This window comes from Marinobacter sp. KMM 10035, from assembly GCF_046537445.1.
GTDB classification, from domain to species: Bacteria; Pseudomonadota; Gammaproteobacteria; order Pseudomonadales; family Oleiphilaceae; genus Marinobacter; species Marinobacter sediminicola.
Genome location: NZ_JBBVMG010000002.1, coordinates 287,558 through 302,601, shown reverse-complemented (window position 1 = coordinate 302,601; position 15,044 = coordinate 287,558). Strand labels below are relative to the sequence as shown.

At 51.6% G+C, this 15,044-nt stretch carries 8 protein-coding genes, 2 tRNA genes and 3 rRNA genes; 9 read left to right on the top strand and 4 right to left on the bottom strand.

The window, feature by feature from the left end:
- The first annotated feature begins 92 nt into the window (after positions 1-92).
- From AADB16_RS13360 to rrf, 9 genes are all read left to right on the top strand, one after another.
- Positions 93-674 carry an NUDIX hydrolase gene (locus AADB16_RS13360; protein WP_309045562.1) on the top strand — a complete coding sequence of 194 codons (582 nt, stop codon included), beginning with the start codon at positions 93-95 and terminating at the stop codon, positions 672-674.
- 13 nt (positions 675-687) lie between these two features.
- On the top strand, positions 688-1,215 hold the full coding sequence (locus AADB16_RS13355) for a gamma carbonic anhydrase family protein (RefSeq protein ID WP_410803947.1): 528 nt from the start codon (positions 688-690) through the stop codon (positions 1,213-1,215).
- A gap of 12 nt (positions 1,216-1,227) precedes the next feature.
- Complete coding sequence (locus tag AADB16_RS13350; protein ID WP_298453750.1) at positions 1,228-1,410, top strand: DUF1289 domain-containing protein; 183 nt, start codon at positions 1,228-1,230, stop codon at positions 1,408-1,410.
- A gap of 53 nt (positions 1,411-1,463) precedes the next feature.
- The gene (gene purT / locus AADB16_RS13345; protein WP_410803945.1) at positions 1,464-2,660 is read left to right on the top strand and encodes a formate-dependent phosphoribosylglycinamide formyltransferase; all 1,197 of its coding nucleotides are present in this window, start codon (positions 1,464-1,466) and stop codon (positions 2,658-2,660) included.
- Between the two features lie 523 nt (positions 2,661-3,183).
- Positions 3,184-4,724 (top strand): 16S ribosomal RNA (locus AADB16_RS13340).
- 107 nt (positions 4,725-4,831) lie between these two features.
- Positions 4,832-4,908, top strand: a tRNA-Ile gene (locus AADB16_RS13335).
- Positions 4,909-5,029: 121 nt separating this feature from the next.
- Positions 5,030-5,105: transfer RNA gene (locus tag AADB16_RS13330), tRNA-Ala, on the top strand.
- Positions 5,106-5,414: 309 nt separating this feature from the next.
- Positions 5,415-8,310 (top strand): 23S ribosomal RNA (locus AADB16_RS13325).
- Positions 8,311-8,399: 89 nt separating this feature from the next.
- A 5S ribosomal RNA gene (gene rrf, locus AADB16_RS13320) occupies positions 8,400-8,515 on the top strand.
- Together the 16S, 23S and 5S rRNA genes with 2 tRNA genes alongside form the textbook arrangement of a ribosomal RNA operon.
- Before the next feature lie 78 nt (positions 8,516-8,593).
- Here the strand turns inward: rrf and AADB16_RS13315 are convergent.
- The 4 genes from AADB16_RS13315 to AADB16_RS13300 are packed head-to-tail and all read right to left on the bottom strand — an operon-like array spanning position 8,594 to position 14,983.
- Positions 8,594-9,274 carry a sensor histidine kinase gene (locus AADB16_RS13315; protein ID WP_410803944.1) on the bottom strand — a complete coding sequence of 227 codons (681 nt, stop codon included), beginning with the start codon at positions 9,272-9,274 and terminating at the stop codon, positions 8,594-8,596.
- The gene (locus AADB16_RS13310; protein ID WP_410803942.1) at positions 9,271-10,902 is read right to left on the bottom strand and encodes a response regulator; all 1,632 of its coding nucleotides are present in this window, start codon (positions 10,900-10,902) and stop codon (positions 9,271-9,273) included. The genes AADB16_RS13315 and AADB16_RS13310 overlap by 4 nt, the downstream gene beginning before the upstream one ends.
- The gene (locus AADB16_RS13305) at positions 10,899-14,420 is read right to left on the bottom strand and encodes a NahK/ErcS family hybrid sensor histidine kinase/response regulator (protein ID WP_410803940.1); all 3,522 of its coding nucleotides are present in this window, start codon (positions 14,418-14,420) and stop codon (positions 10,899-10,901) included. Before AADB16_RS13305 ends, AADB16_RS13310 begins: the two co-directional genes overlap by 4 nt.
- A 53-nt stretch (positions 14,421-14,473) precedes the next feature.
- Positions 14,474-14,983, bottom strand: a complete 510-nt coding sequence (locus AADB16_RS13300; RefSeq protein ID WP_309046026.1) for a hypothetical protein — start codon at positions 14,981-14,983, stop codon at positions 14,474-14,476.
- Between the last annotated feature and the right edge of the window lie 61 nt (positions 14,984-15,044).

Genomic DNA, 15,044 nt, shown 5'->3' with positions numbered 1-15,044 from the left:
TTCCCCGTATACTTGAATTCAACGAATGTTAAGTTTAATGATCGTAGCTACTGCTGTCTCATTCAACACCAGATTTTTCCAGGAGTTCCGGTTTGCGTGATTTACTTGTACAGCGTTTAACGGACTATGCGCCTCGGAAGCTCGATCTGAACTATACCGAAGCAGGCATCCTTGTGCCGGTTACTGACGATACTGGCAATCCGGAAATGATATTTACGCTGCGTTCGGCGAATTTGAGCACCCATCGCGGGCAGGTTGCATACCCGGGCGGAAAGCGAGATCCCGGAGATTTGTCATTGGCCGCGACAGCGCTGCGGGAAACCCATGAAGAAATTGGCCTGCCGCCAGATCAGGTGGAAATTATTTCACCGCTGAGCCAGGTAATGTCACTTCACGGGATACTTGTTTCTCCATACGTTGGTGTTGTGCCGGTGGAGTATCCGTTGGAACCAAACCCCGGTGAAATTGATAGCGTCTTTCGTGTACCTCTTTCTTTCTTTCTCGAAGACAAGCGCGAGCGAACAGATGCAATCCCTTTTCAGGATCAGACAATTCATGTGCCTTGCTACCGGTGGGAGCGATATCAAATTTGGGGGCTCTCTGCTGTGGTTCTGGTCGATTTTTTAAATGCTGTGTACGATGCTGATATCGATTTGCTCAAACCCCGAACATGATAAGGAAAATAGAATGCTCTATGAGTTGGATGGCCGTGTCCCGGAGTTAAAAGGCAGTAGTCAGTTTGTCGCAGAGAATGCGACGGTGATTGGCAATGTGGAGCTTCACGATAAAAGCAGTGTCTGGTTCAACGTTGTGATCCGTGGAGATAACGAACTTATTACGATTGGGCCAGAGACAAACGTTCAAGACGGCTCTGTTCTCCACACAGATCCGGGTATCCCGCTGACACTAGGGCGGGGCGTTACCGTCGGTCATAAAACCATGCTTCACGGTTGTGAAGTTGGGGACTATTCACTGATCGGTATTAATGCGGTTGTTTTGAATGGTGCCAAGATCGGAAAGTATTGCCTTATTGGTGCCAACACCCTTATCCCCGAAGGAATGGTTATTCCTGATGGCTCATTGGTGGTGGGCTCTCCGGGAAAAATTAAGCGGGAGCTCACAGAGCAGCAAAAGAAGATGCTCGAACTCAGTGCCGCGCATTACGTACACAACGCAAGCCGTTATGTGAAGAGCTTGAAGCCTGTAAAAAATTGAGATTAATTTGTTATGGCTGTTGAGGATAAGGTTCGCTCGCCCTGCGTGAGCATATGTGCTCTTGATGAGCGGGATGTCTGCATAGGGTGTCAGCGTACCGGTGATGAGATCCTGCGCTGGACCTCAATGACCAATTGCGAACGTAAGGCTGTGCTTGTGAAAGTCGCTGAGCGGGAGCGGGAAGTAGCTCTTTAACTGAATGCAAAAGATGCCTGAGATAGTTCAGGTACTTTCTGGAGGATCGGGTTTTGAATGACGCTGGGAATGTAACGCTGGGCACGCCACTTAAAGCAAATGCTTTTAAAGTGTTGCTGTGCGGTTCCGGAGAGCTTGGTAAAGAGGTGGCGATCGAGTTGCAGAGGTTTGGGGTTGAGGTGATCGCTGCAGACCGTTACCCCGATGCACCCGCCATGCAGGTAGCTCACCGTAGTCACGTAATAGATATGCTGGATGCGCAGGCGTTAAGAAACATTGTCGAACTTGAAAAGCCTGATCTCATTGTGCCCGAAATCGAAGCCATTGCGACAGCTGAATTGATCAAGCTTGAGCAGGAAGGTCATAGGGTAATACCTTCCGCAAGGGCAGCTCATCTGACTATGAACAGGGAAGGGATTCGGCGCCTGGCTGCAGAGGAGCTGGGAGTGAAAACGTCGCCTTACCGGTTTGTTGACACAAAAGAGGCATTCCTGGAAGCGGTTAAGGCGATAGGAATGCCCCTCGTTGTTAAGCCGGTGATGAGTTCCTCTGGTAAAGGGCAGAGTACGGTTAGCGATGAAAGTGAGATTGAAGCCGCTTGGGAGTCCGCGCAAACAGGCGGTCGTGCGGGAAAGGGTAGGGTTATTGTTGAAGGCTTTGTGACGTTTGATTATGAAATAACCCTGCTGACCGTCAGGCACTCCGGCGGCGTTAGCTTCTGCGAGCCTATAGGGCACCGCCAGGAAGAGGGCGATTACCGTGAATCTTGGCAGCCGCAGCCCATGACCGCTAAAGCATTGGAGCGTTCGCGTGAAGTTGCTTTAAAAATTACCGAGAATCTCGGTGGGTATGGGGTGTACGGAGTGGAGTTGTTCATACACGGGGACGATGTGTATTTCTCAGAAGTGTCTCCCCGGCCTCATGATACTGGTCTTGTTACATTGGTATCTCAGGATTTGTCGGAGTTTGCTTTGCATGCTAGAGCCATACTCGGAATGCCGGTTCCGGTCATTCGGCAGCAGGGGCCTTCTGCGTCAGCAGTCATTTTGCCAGAAGGGAATTCCTCATCTGTAGCATTCAGCGGATTGAGCGTAGCGCTTGCAAAGCCGGATGTGCAGTTAAGGCTTTTTGGTAAGCCCGAACTTGTAGGGCGTCGGCGGATGGGTGTTGCTCTGGCAAAAGGGTCTACTATTGACGAGGCAAAATCCAAAGCCATCGCCGCAGTTAGGGCGGTCGAGGTTTGCCTGTAAGCAGGATCACAAAGACCCCGGTCGACTATGAAAGCGCTAAGAGTGGACGTTGTGCTCGGCGCGGCAGAGGTAAAATTAGAAATAGTTGTATTGCACCGTTGACACCCGCGCCAAGCTCTGTAGAATGCGCATCTCTTTCGAGGGGAGCACAGCTGAGACGCTTCCCGATCAAAGAGTAACCGCTTGAATGAATTGAAGATTTTTAAATGTTTTCTTCGAGCAAGTGGTTGACAAGATGAGGAAACGCTGTAGAATGGCTCATCTGGATTAGGAAGTGACGGTTTGATTCGAAAAGTTCATTTTTAACTTCTCTCGAATTAAGCGGTTGACAAGGCGGCGAGACGATGTAGAATACGCCACCTTGATTGAGCAACGGCTCAAACGCTCTTTAACAAATTGACCAAGTAATTCGTGTGGGCGCTGGCTGGAGTATTTCGACAAGAAATACCAAGGCAAGCGACTCGTCAAAATTGAGTTTTGTCTTGAGCAAAGGTTATAAGATCTTCGGATCTTAATATGATTTAAACTGAAGAGTTTGATCATGGCTCAGATTGAACGCTGGCGGCAGGCTTAACACATGCAAGTCGAGCGGTAACAGGGGGTGCTTGCACCCCGCTGACGAGCGGCGGACGGGTGAGTAATGCTTAGGAATCTGCCCAGTAGTGGGGGACAACAGTCGGAAACGGCTGCTAATACCGCATACGCCCTTCGGGGGAAAGCAGGGGATCTTCGGACCTTGCGCTATTGGATGAGCCTAAGTCGGATTAGCTAGTTGGTGAGGTAATGGCTCACCAAGGCGACGATCCGTAGCTGGTCTGAGAGGATGATCAGCCACATCGGGACTGAGACACGGCCCGAACTCCTACGGGAGGCAGCAGTGGGGAATATTGGACAATGGGGGAAACCCTGATCCAGCCATGCCGCGTGTGTGAAGAAGGCTTTCGGGTTGTAAAGCACTTTCAGTGAGGAGGAAGGCCTCAAAGTTAATACCTTTGAGGATTGACGTCACTCACAGAAGAAGCACCGGCTAACTCCGTGCCAGCAGCCGCGGTAATACGGAGGGTGCAAGCGTTAATCGGAATTACTGGGCGTAAAGCGCGCGTAGGTGGTTGAGTAAGCGAGATGTGAAAGCCCCGGGCTTAACCTGGGAACGGCACTTCGAACTGCTCGGCTAGAGTGTGGTAGAGGGTAGTGGAATTTCCTGTGTAGCGGTGAAATGCGTAGATATAGGAAGGAACACCAGTGGCGAAGGCGGCTACCTGGACCAACACTGACACTGAGGTGCGAAAGCGTGGGGAGCAAACAGGATTAGATACCCTGGTAGTCCACGCCGTAAACGATGTCAACTAGCCGTTGGGGATCTTGAATCCTTAGTGGCGCAGCTAACGCACTAAGTTGACCGCCTGGGGAGTACGGCCGCAAGGTTAAAACTCAAATGAATTGACGGGGGCCCGCACAAGCGGTGGAGCATGTGGTTTAATTCGACGCAACGCGAAGAACCTTACCTGGCCTTGACATGCAGAGAACTTTCCAGAGATGGATTGGTGCCTTCGGGAACTCTGACACAGGTGCTGCATGGCCGTCGTCAGCTCGTGTCGTGAGATGTTGGGTTAAGTCCCGTAACGAGCGCAACCCCTATCCCTAGTTGCTAGCAGGTAATGCTGAGAACTCTAGGGAGACTGCCGGTGACAAACCGGAGGAAGGTGGGGATGACGTCAGGTCATCATGGCCCTTACGGCCAGGGCTACACACGTGCTACAATGGTACGTACAGAGGGTTGCAAACCCGCGAGGGGGAGCTAATCTCACAAAACGTATCGTAGTCCGGATCGGAGTCTGCAACTCGACTCCGTGAAGTCGGAATCGCTAGTAATCGTGAATCAGAATGTCACGGTGAATACGTTCCCGGGCCTTGTACACACCGCCCGTCACACCATGGGAGTAGATTGCACCAGAAGTAGTTAGTCTAACCTTCGGGAGGACGATTACCACGGTGTGGTTTATGACTGGGGTGAAGTCGTAACAAGGTAGCCCTAGGGGAACCTGGGGCTGGATCACCTCCTTAAACGAAGTTGAAGCTTCGGTCAGAGTCCACACGAATTACTTGGTTGATTGATAAAGAGAGCAAGGGTCTTTCAGGCCCGACTTGGCTTGTCTGTGGCAAGCAAAACCGGGTCTGTAGCTCAGGTGGTTAGAGCGCACCCCTGATAAGGGTGAGGTCGGTGGTTCAAGTCCACCCAGACCCACCAAAATTGCTCAGCTCGGCGTTATCGAGTGACTTGCATAGCTGGCTATGCGGCGCCCCTCGATGCCTTGATCTGAACAATTTACATCTCTACTCAGTATGAGTGAGGTGGCATAGCTTAAATTGGGGCTATAGCTCAGCTGGGAGAGCGCCTGCCTTGCACGCAGGAGGTCGGCAGTTCGATCCTGCCTAGCTCCACCAAATATTACTTGGTCACCTGACTTCGGTCAGTGTACAGAAACAAGTGTTTCAACTTTGTTAAGTTCGAAATCCTTCTTTCTGATCACTGGGTCAGATTTGCTCTTTAACAAATTGGACGAGATAGAACACGAAGACGTTTTCTCATTATCTCCGAGAAAATGTGTTCAATGTGATAGCGATTTTTTCAAGCGTTATCCGGTGTTGTCGTTGAAGTGGTTGTTATATCGCTTCAAGGAACTGTCTCCACTTATTGGCCTCCTGGTTTACCAGGGCGTTGATGAATGGAACACAGTTGTCTTGGGGTTATATAGTCAAGCAACTAAGCGCATACGGTGGATGCCTTGGCAGTCAGAGGCGATGAAAGACGTGGAAGCCTGCGATAAGGTTCGGGGAGCTGGCAAACAAGCTGTGATCCGGGCATTTCTGAATGGGGAAACCCACCCGATTTCGGTCGGGTACCTTGCACTGAATACATAGGTGTAAGGGGCGAACCGGGGGAACTGAAACATCTAAGTACCCCGAGGAAAAGAAATCAACCGAGATTCCCTAAGTAGCGGCGAGCGAACGGGGACTAGCCCTTAAGCTAGACAACTGGTAGGAGAAGGCTCTGGAAAGTGCCGCCATAGTGGGTGATAGCCCCGTATCCGAAACCTGAGTCTAGTGAAATCGAGTAGGACGGGACACGTGGTATCCTGTCTGAATATGGGGGGACCATCCTCCAAGGCTAAATACTCCTGACTGACCGATAGTGAACCAGTACCGTGAGGGAAAGGCGAAAAGAACCCCTGTGAGGGGAGTGAAATAGATCCTGAAACCGTATGCGTACAAGCAGTCGGAGCAGACTTGTTCTGTGACGGCGTACCTTTTGTATAATGGGTCAGCGACTTATGTTCAGTGGCGAGGTTAACCGTTTAGGGGAGCCGTAGGGAAACCGAGTCTGAATAGGGCGAATTAGTCGCTGGGCATAGACCCGAAACCGGGCGATCTATCCATGAGCAGGTTGAAGGTTGAGTAACATCAACTGGAGGACCGAACCCACTGTCGTTGAAAAGCCAGGGGATGACTTGTGGATCGGAGTGAAAGGCTAATCAAGCCCGGAGATAGCTGGTTCTCCCCGAAAGCTATTTAGGTAGCGCCTCGGACGAATACCACAGGGGGTAGAGCACTGTTTCGGCTAGGGGGTCATCCCGACTTACCAACCCGATGCAAACTCCGAATACCTGTGAGTACTATCCGGGAGACACACGGCGGGTGCTAACGTCCGTCGTGAAGAGGGAAACAACCCAGACCGCCAGCTAAGGTCCCCAAATTCCAGTTAAGTGGGAAACGATGTGGGAAGGCTCAGACAGCTAGGAGGTTGGCTTAGAAGCAGCCATCCTTTAAAGAAAGCGTAATAGCTCACTAGTCGAGTCGGCCTGCGCGGAAGATGTAACGGGGCTCAAACTGGATACCGAAGCTGCGGCTGCATACTTTGTATGCGGGGTAGGGGAGCGTTGTGTAAGCCTGCGAAGGTGAGTTGAGAAGCTTGCTGGAGGTATCACAAGTGCGAATGCTGACATGAGTAACGACAATGCGGGTGAAAAACCCGCACGCCGGAAGACCAAGGGTTCCTGCGCAACGCTAATCGGCGCAGGGTGAGTCGGCCCCTAAGGCGAGACCGAAAGGTGTAGTCGATGGGAAACGGATTAATATTTCCGTACCTTGGATAGCTGCGATGGAGAGACGGAGAAGGCTAGGTGAGCCGGGCGACGGTTGTCCCGGTTTAAGCGTGTAGGGAGTGGGTTTAGGCAAATCCGGATCCACAATCCTGAGACGTGACGACGAGCACCCTTTTACGGGAGCGAAGTCATTGATGCCCTGCTTCCAGGAAAATCTTCTAAGCTTCAGGCTATTCGAGACCGTACCCCAAACCGACACAGGTGGTCAGGTAGAGAATACCAAGGCGCTTGAGAGAACTCGGGTAAAGGAACTAGGCAAAATGGTGCCGTAACTTCGGGAGAAGGCACGCTGGTGGTATGTGAAGTTCCTCGCGGACGGAGCAGAAGCCAGTCGAAGATACCAGGCCCCTGCGACTGTTTATTAAAAACACAGCACTGTGCAAACACGAAAGTGGACGTATACGGTGTGACGCCTGCCCGGTGCCGGAAGGTTAATTGATGGGGTTAGCATTCGTGCGAAGCTCTTGATCGAAGCCCCGGTAAACGGCGGCCGTAACTATAACGGTCCTAAGGTAGCGAAATTCCTTGTCGGGTAAGTTCCGACCTGCACGAATGGCGTAACGATGGGGGCGCTGTCTCTACCCGAGACTCAGTGAAATTGAAATCGCCGTGAAGATGCGGTGTATCCGCGGCTAGACGGAAAGACCCCGTGAACCTTTACTATAGCTTCACAGTGAACTTTGAATATGTTTGTGTAGGATAGCTGGGAGGCTTTGAAGCGTGATCGCCAGATTGCGTGGAGCCAACCTTGAAATACCAGCCTGGCATGTTTGAGGTTCTAACTCTGGTCCCTTATCGGGATCGAGGACATTGTGTGGTGGGTAGTTTGACTGGGGCGGTCTCCTCCTAAAGCGTAACGGAGGAGCACAAAGGTGGGCTAAGTACGGTCGGACATCGTACGGTTAGTGTAATGGCACAAGCCCGCTTAACTGCGAGACTGACACGTCGAGCAGGTACGAAAGTAGGTCATAGTGATCCGGTGGTTCTGTATGGAAGGGCCATCGCTCAACGGATAAAAGGTACTCCGGGGATAACAGGCTGATACCGCCCAAGAGTTCACATCGACGGCGGTGTTTGGCACCTCGATGTCGGCTCATCACATCCTGGGGCTGAAGCCGGTCCCAAGGGTATGGCTGTTCGCCATTTAAAGTGGTACGCGAGCTGGGTTTAGAACGTCGTGAGACAGTTCGGTCCCTATCTGCCGTGGACGTTGGAGATTTGAGGAAAGCTGCTCCTAGTACGAGAGGACCGGAGTGGACGAACCTCTGGTGTTCGGGTTGTCACGCCAGTGGCATTGCCCGGTAGCTATGTTCGGACAGGATAACCGCTGAAAGCATCTAAGCGGGAAGCCCCTTCCAAGATGAGATCTCCCTGGACCCTCGAGGTCCCTAAAGAGCCGTTCAAGACCAGGACGTTGATAGGTCGGGTGTGTAAGCGCTGCGAGGCGTTGAGCTAACCGATACTAATTGCTCGTGCGGCTTGACTATATAACACCCAAGACAATTGCGGATGACGCAACGAAAGAATCAACATCACAGAAAACATCTATCTCGTCCCCCAGTGATCAACCGTTTTGTCTGACGACCATAGCGGCTTGGAACCACCTGATCCCATCCCGAACTCAGAAGTGAAACAGGCCTGCGCCGATGGTAGTGTGGCATTTGCCCATGTGAGAGTAGGTCATCGTCAGACTCTTAATACCAAACCCCAGCTTCGCAAGAGGCTGGGGTTTTTTTATGTCCGAAATTATAAAAATAATTGTAAAAGCATTTAGGGAAGCCATATTTCGAAAACGCCACCACCTAAATCACCGCCATTGTGGAGCTTAATGTAGCCGCGTCGATCTCCTTCGCTGTGAAGGTTGGCAATGGCAGATACGAAGAAAAGGCCAAGGCTGGTACTTCCAGTATTGAAGTCCAAAGATTTGAAACTAAGGGTCCCTGTATGGTGCATACTTTCGGGGTATCCCTCTCCATCATCTTCTACCCCGATAACAAGGTAACCCCCGCGTTCCGTTGCGGTTAGTTTGATCTGGCTCTTTGTATACCGTATTGCGTTGTTGATGGTGTTGTTCAAAACACCTGTAAGCAGATCTGCATCGAAGAACCCGTTGATGGCATCGGATTCAATAGAACACTCAATTCCCAACCCGTCTAGAAGTGGCGTATGCCTGGCAAGGTGTTCAGACAAGAACTCCGAGATCGGATGCTCTTCTATATGGGCTGACAGGTTGTTTTCCCCAAGTCTGTATATTCCCAGCAGCTGTACCAGATCGTTATGAATCCGCTCAGCTTCGTATTGGAGGGTATTAAACTTTGAGGATTCGTTCAGCTTTGCTTCATGTTCGGTTCGTAGCTCATCCAGGGAGTTGAGCAGCATCCCCAGCGAGTTTTTCATATCATGTACCGCCAGACCGAGAACCATAGAAAAGTCGATATTTCGGTTTTTCATGAAGTTAGTGCCTTCAGTTTTCGTTGCAGAGCCAGGTAACGCCTGTATTGCCCATGCTGCTCCGGAAGGGCAGCCAAACGACTAAGGTGATGCTGACAGCGTTCGATCAGCATATCGGCTGTACCTGTTTCTTCATATTGTTTGATTAACACCTGAACCAGATTGAGATTAAGCGCGGGGTGATTGGGGATTATCTCAAGTGCTTTAGAAAAAGTACGCTCAGCCTGTTTGAAGGCACCGGATTCGAAATCTGCGATCCCTTCCCGGTTAAGGCCGCGGGCTTTGATTTTCATACGGAAGCTGACGGGTTCGTCCAATAGGTTCTCGATCTTTCTGGCAGCTTCAGGATTTAGACGATATTGCTCATGTAGATGTCCCAGCAGCCTTATTGCTTCGCTTGCGTGGTCCAGTCGATACAAGCTTTTTGCATAGTCCAGCCCTGTATCCAGGTCCATAGGGTCGGTCTGGTGTATTCTTTCCCTGATGCTCTCAAGTATTGAATTGGCTTCTTCCGCCTCTCCAAGCCCGGCCTTTATCCTGCATTGGATGATAAGGCTACGAAGTTCGATGACTTCGTTGTCCGAAAACTGTCTTTCCATGTTGTCTAGAACTGCAGTTACTTCATGCGCTAATGCTTCGCTCTCTTCATCCTTCTCACCGTCGCTCAGGTCACAAAGAGCATGAGCCAGAGCGATATGGTGGTCAGAACTGTGGTGAATAGAATGGGCACCTAGGCGAACCGTTTGCCGCCATGCATCTGCAGCTGCTTCCATGTCCTGATTCACTTCTGCCAACTCAGCCAGGTGTTTTTGCCGAAGCAGGGCGTTTGGAGAGTGGGTTGTTGCATGTTCCAGAACCTTCTGGGCTTGACCGGAGCGATTTTGACGCTCTAGCCCCTCGGCTAGAAGGTCGTAGGCCTCCATGTAGTCAGGGTGGACCGTGATCAGCTTCCGCAAACTTTCAACTGCTTCGTCGTAGCGATGGTTGGCAAGGAGCACCCTATTGCGCCCGACCCGGGCCCATGAAAGTTCGCGTTGGGACAGAACGTCGTCGTATACCCTGATCGCGTGCGAGAGGTCCCCTAACAGGAAATAGAGTTCTCCCAAGGTTTTCATTAACCATGTTTTGTACCGTGGTAGTCGCGTTAGGGCTGCAATGCAAAGCGAAATGGCTTCGGGATAGTTTTCCCGGTCTATTTCACGGTTGATCGGGAGTAAAGCGTTACGTTGACTTATCAGGCTACTAAGGCGCTTTTCCAACATTGCGTGGTTGATTGGCTTCGTGAGGTACGCATCTGGCTGGTATTCCCGTGCACCCATAACCATTTCTCTGGATGACTCCGAGGTAACCATGAGAAACAGCGAGGACCGTTTCAGAAGCTTTTTATAACGAAGCTCCTCAAGAATGTGTTGACCGTTTTTGCCCTTGCCCAAGTTGTAATCACAGAGCACTACATCTACGTGATTGTAGGTGCAGTAATCTATGGCGGGTTTGGCGTGGGCGACCAGTTCAATATTGTCGGCGCCGCAGCTGCGAAGCATGTGGAGCATGGAGATCCTGAAGTTCTCGAAATCGTCAACCACGAGATAAGAGAGCTTAGCGAACACACTCTTAACGGGGGTACTCATGAGCGTTTTTGTTTCAGTAATTTGTTCACCATGGCTCTCAAGGCTGCTGGCTTAACTGGCTTGTAGAGAATCTGGTAACCACGATCAATAGCATCATCCCGTACTTCCGGAGCCATATACCCGGTTATCAGAATGCCTGGTACGACGTGTTGTACCGATTCACGTATGGCATCCATTGCGTCCAGCCCGTTTTTGTTGTCATCAAGCTGGTAATCCGCAAGTATGATGTCGGGCTGCATACCACCGAGCTTTTCCAGAGCTGTATCCAGGCTTTCAGCAGGTGTGATGTCGCATCCCCAGTTCCCTAACAAGGCGACCATTCCTTGCAGAATTGCAGGGTCGTTGTCGATGCACAGAACGTTCAGGCCACTAAGGCTGGAAACGCGCCGAGAGGTTTTTGCTGCAATTTTCTCCGTGGCTTGGTGTGCTTCTATAGCTTGCGCAAGGGGAACTGTTACGGCAAAGACACTGCCTTTGCCCTGTACGGATTGGACACTTACAGGATAGTTCAACATGCCGCTGATACGGTCGACAATTGCCAGGCCCAGACCGAGACCTTTTTTGTCTCTTCCGTGTTGAAAGCGGCGAAACTCCTCAAAGATCAAGGTTAATTGATCTTCCGGTATGCCCGGACCAGTATCCCAAACCTCGATGCGCAGGTAGCCCTTCAGGCGCCTGCAGCCCATCAGGATTTTGCCTTGTGTCGTATAGCGAATTGCGTTGGAGAGGAAGTTTTGTATCACCCGCCGGAGCAGTTTTGAATCTGAGTAGATCCATGCTGTGCTTGGTACTACATGCAGCTTGAGGCCTTGATCTTCGGCAATCGCTGTAAAGTCTGTTGCCAGATGGCGCATGATATCGTTAACCGGGAATACGCCTAGGTCTGGTTCCAGTGCGCCTGCATCGAGCTTGGAAATATCGAGAAGGGTGCTGATGATCTCTTCCGCTGCTCCGAGTGAACTGTCGATGTGGTCGACAAGTTCTTCTGTCTCAGGACTGCTGGCTTTACCTGCAAGTGCTGAAGTAAAAAGGCGAGCAGCATTCAGAGGCTGTAAGAGGTCGTGACTGGCAGCGGCCAGAAAGCGGGTTTTACTTTGGTTCGCTTTCTCCGCAACCGACTTGGCTTTTAGCATCTGCTCGTTGATAACTTGCAGTTCCTGGGTTCGCTCTTTAACCCGCTGCTCAAGATAGGTGTTTGTTTCTTTTAGCGCCTGCTCAGTGCGACGCATGGCTGTAACATCCTGGAATGTCGTTACATAACCGCCGCCGGGGATTGGGCTGCCATCTATCTTGACGACGGTTCCGTCTGGCCTCTGGCGCTCGTAGGAGATACGTTTGCCTTCTCGCATGCTGGCGTAGTGGTCTGAAATGATTTCATCAATACGCCGTGCTGGCAGGTGGACGTTTGTCAGGTTATAGCGCATCAGATCTTCTGCAGGTCTACCGGCTTTTACAAAACCTTTCGGATAGCTGAAAAGCTCAAGGTATCGTTGATTCCAGACCACCACCTGCTGTTGCTGGTTGACCACTGACACGCCAAGGCTGATGTTCTCAATAGCTGATTGCAACAGCTCGCGGCTGAACGTCATGGCTTGCGAGGCTTCGTCGACGATGCTAACTACGTCTTCGATCTGCATATCGCGGCCCGTGAGGGTCGATTCCAAGACGACCCTTGCGGTAGATGCCCCAATTACCGAGGCAAGCTGGCGCTCTACGTATTTCATCAAATGGGAGGATGCAGGGCGGTGCAGGTGAAGCCTCACCGCATTGCGGCGCTCATAGTTATGAAAAATTGTTTCAGAGCGCTCCTCGCCCATAAACCTGTCGCTAAGTGCCTGAAGGTCTGATGTGAGTATTTCACCTTGCCAGCTCTGGTGATGGACGGTATCGCCTTTCGGGTGAGGGTCTTGAAAGAATGAGGCAATCTGAATCTTCTCGCGCACCCTTTGCCGCGTGACTAGTGACAGCAGGACGTAAACCAGAGTGTTTGTTCCCAAGCTCCAGATAATGCCGTGGCTGGTCTCGTCGAGGTCCAGTCCGAACAGCGCGGTTGGTCTGGTCCAACTCAGGCCCCACATGCCTTCGTTGATGAGTGAATCGCTAAACCAGCCTGTTGATGCAAGCGCGGGCAGCAAAAGGGTGTAACACCATATGAAAAAGCCAAGCCCCAGACCCCATGCGGCGCCTGTGGCATTACCGCGCCGCCACAGAATGCCTCCTACTAATGCTGGCCCAAATTGTGCCGCTGCTGCGAAAGACAAAAGCCCGAATGACGTCAGGCTGTAGTCTGCCCCTGCCATACGGTAAAAACCGTAAGCCGTCAGCAGAACCACAAAAATTGCCACCCTGCGTATTCCCAAAAGCAGGGAGCTTAGATCGGCCTGCCGGTTCATCCGAGGCCGAAAAAATTTGAGTAGAGCCGGCATGATAATTTCATTGCTTACCATGGTGGCGATCGCGACGGAACATACGATAACCATGGCGGCCGCTGCCGACCCGCCTCCGAGGAACGCGAGAATCGCCAGCCACTCTTTGCCAGCCATGATTGGTAGCTGAAGAATAAGGATGTCCGGGTTGCTCGCGACTGCTCCTGGTGCCAAAAGACCAGCCGCTGCAATGGGCAGAACGAAGGCGCTGGCCACAATGAGATATACGGGCATTGCCCAGCGTGCGACTTCGAAGTCCCGGTGGTCAGCATTCTCGACCACCATTACGTGGAACTGCCTTGGTAGGCAGATAATGGCAAGCATGGCAACGAGCGTCTGTGTGATGAACGCAGGCGCCTCAATGCCATCGGTTGTAAGAATACCGGTCAGATCGGCTTGCTTTATATTGCCCACCAAGTCGCCAAAGCCGTTATAGAGCCCATATCCGACGAACAGCCCAACCGCCACAAAGGCAATAAGCTTGATCAGCGACTCAAAGGCCACGGCCTGAATCATTCCACGGTGGTGCTCGGTAGATTCCAGGTGGCGAGTACCAAAAAGCACGGTAAACGCGGTGAGAGCGAGGGTGATGTACCAGGCTGCGTCGCTCCATGCCGCAGTGCTTAGCTGTTGGGCTCCGGTTCCGGTGTTGGAAAGCACGCTGAAACCCATGGCGATTGCTTTCAGCTGCAGAGCGATATACGGCACGCTACCAATCAGAGCAAAGGCGGCGATCATAGCGGCCAATAGCTGGGATTTGCCATAGCGAGAAGCAATGAAGTCTGCGATAGAGGTGCTGTTGTTGCGCTTACTTATATAGATGATGCGTCGTAGCAGTGGCGCACCGAATACAAAGACGAGCAAGGGGCCGAGATAGATAGGCAGAAACCCAAGACCTTCTTGAGTGGCCCGGCCTACGGCGCCATAGAATGTCCAGGAGGTGAAGTAGACCGCCAACGACAGCGAGTAAACGTGCGTTCTGGCAAGGCGCCGGCTATAAAGCCCCGGATGTTTATCACCCGCCCAAGCGATGATAAACAGGATTGATATGTAGGTGATGGAAATTAAAACCAGCAGCCAGACACTAATCATAGTTCTTTATTTCCGTCAGGTAGGGCAGGTTACCTGGTCTCAGTACCAGAATGTCAGCTTGAACATACCGTTGAATAAAGTTTGTCGCTTCGTTCCAAAACCTTGAGGTTGTCTATCCGTGGTGTTCCATCGGAGCCAAGTGGGACAAGTTCGCGGGTCGCACAGTTAATGATTTGGACCCTGTGAGATACCGAATCCGTTATCTTCTGTTCGAAGCGATACAGTGTAAATCTGACGATATCAGAGTTGCTGGTATCTTCTCGGCTGATGCTGTCTGTATCCACGGTGGAGAAGGCGGTCACATACGGGTAGGCCATGGACCAAGGCCGCCAGAAGATGCCTTTTCGCTCTGTACTCACGACCACGGCTTCATCTGGCAGGCGCGACTGTTTGTGGTCAAACCAAGTGTATTCTCCATAGATCAAATACCCAAGCATACCGATACCTGCAAATACCGGAATAATCCATTTAGGCGCCATGTTGCGGGTGGCAGCGCGGATGCCCAGAGCGATACCGGCGGCACCCAGCCCGCAGAAGACGGTGGCGACAAGAGTCCAGAACATAAAATATTTTCCTTAAAAAAGAACGGGCTCCCTCATTGAGGAAGCCCGTCCAGAACAACCT

Coding starts and splice junctions, on each gene's coding strand:
- AADB16_RS13315 (WP_410803944.1), bottom strand. CDS start 9,274: ATGAAAAACCGAAATATCGACTTTTCTATGGTTCTCGGTCTGGCGGTA.
- AADB16_RS13300 (WP_309046026.1), bottom strand. CDS start 14,983: ATGTTCTGGACTCTTGTCGCCACCGTCTTCTGCGGGCTGGGTGCCGCC.
- AADB16_RS13350 (WP_298453750.1), top strand. CDS start 1,228: ATGGCTGTTGAGGATAAGGTTCGCTCGCCCTGCGTGAGCATATGTGCT.
- AADB16_RS13305 (WP_410803940.1), bottom strand. CDS start 14,420: ATGATTAGTGTCTGGCTGCTGGTTTTAATTTCCATCACCTACATATCA.
- AADB16_RS13355 (WP_410803947.1), top strand. CDS start 688: ATGCTCTATGAGTTGGATGGCCGTGTCCCGGAGTTAAAAGGCAGTAGT.
- AADB16_RS13310 (WP_410803942.1), bottom strand. CDS start 10,902: ATGAGTACCCCCGTTAAGAGTGTGTTCGCTAAGCTCTCTTATCTCGTG.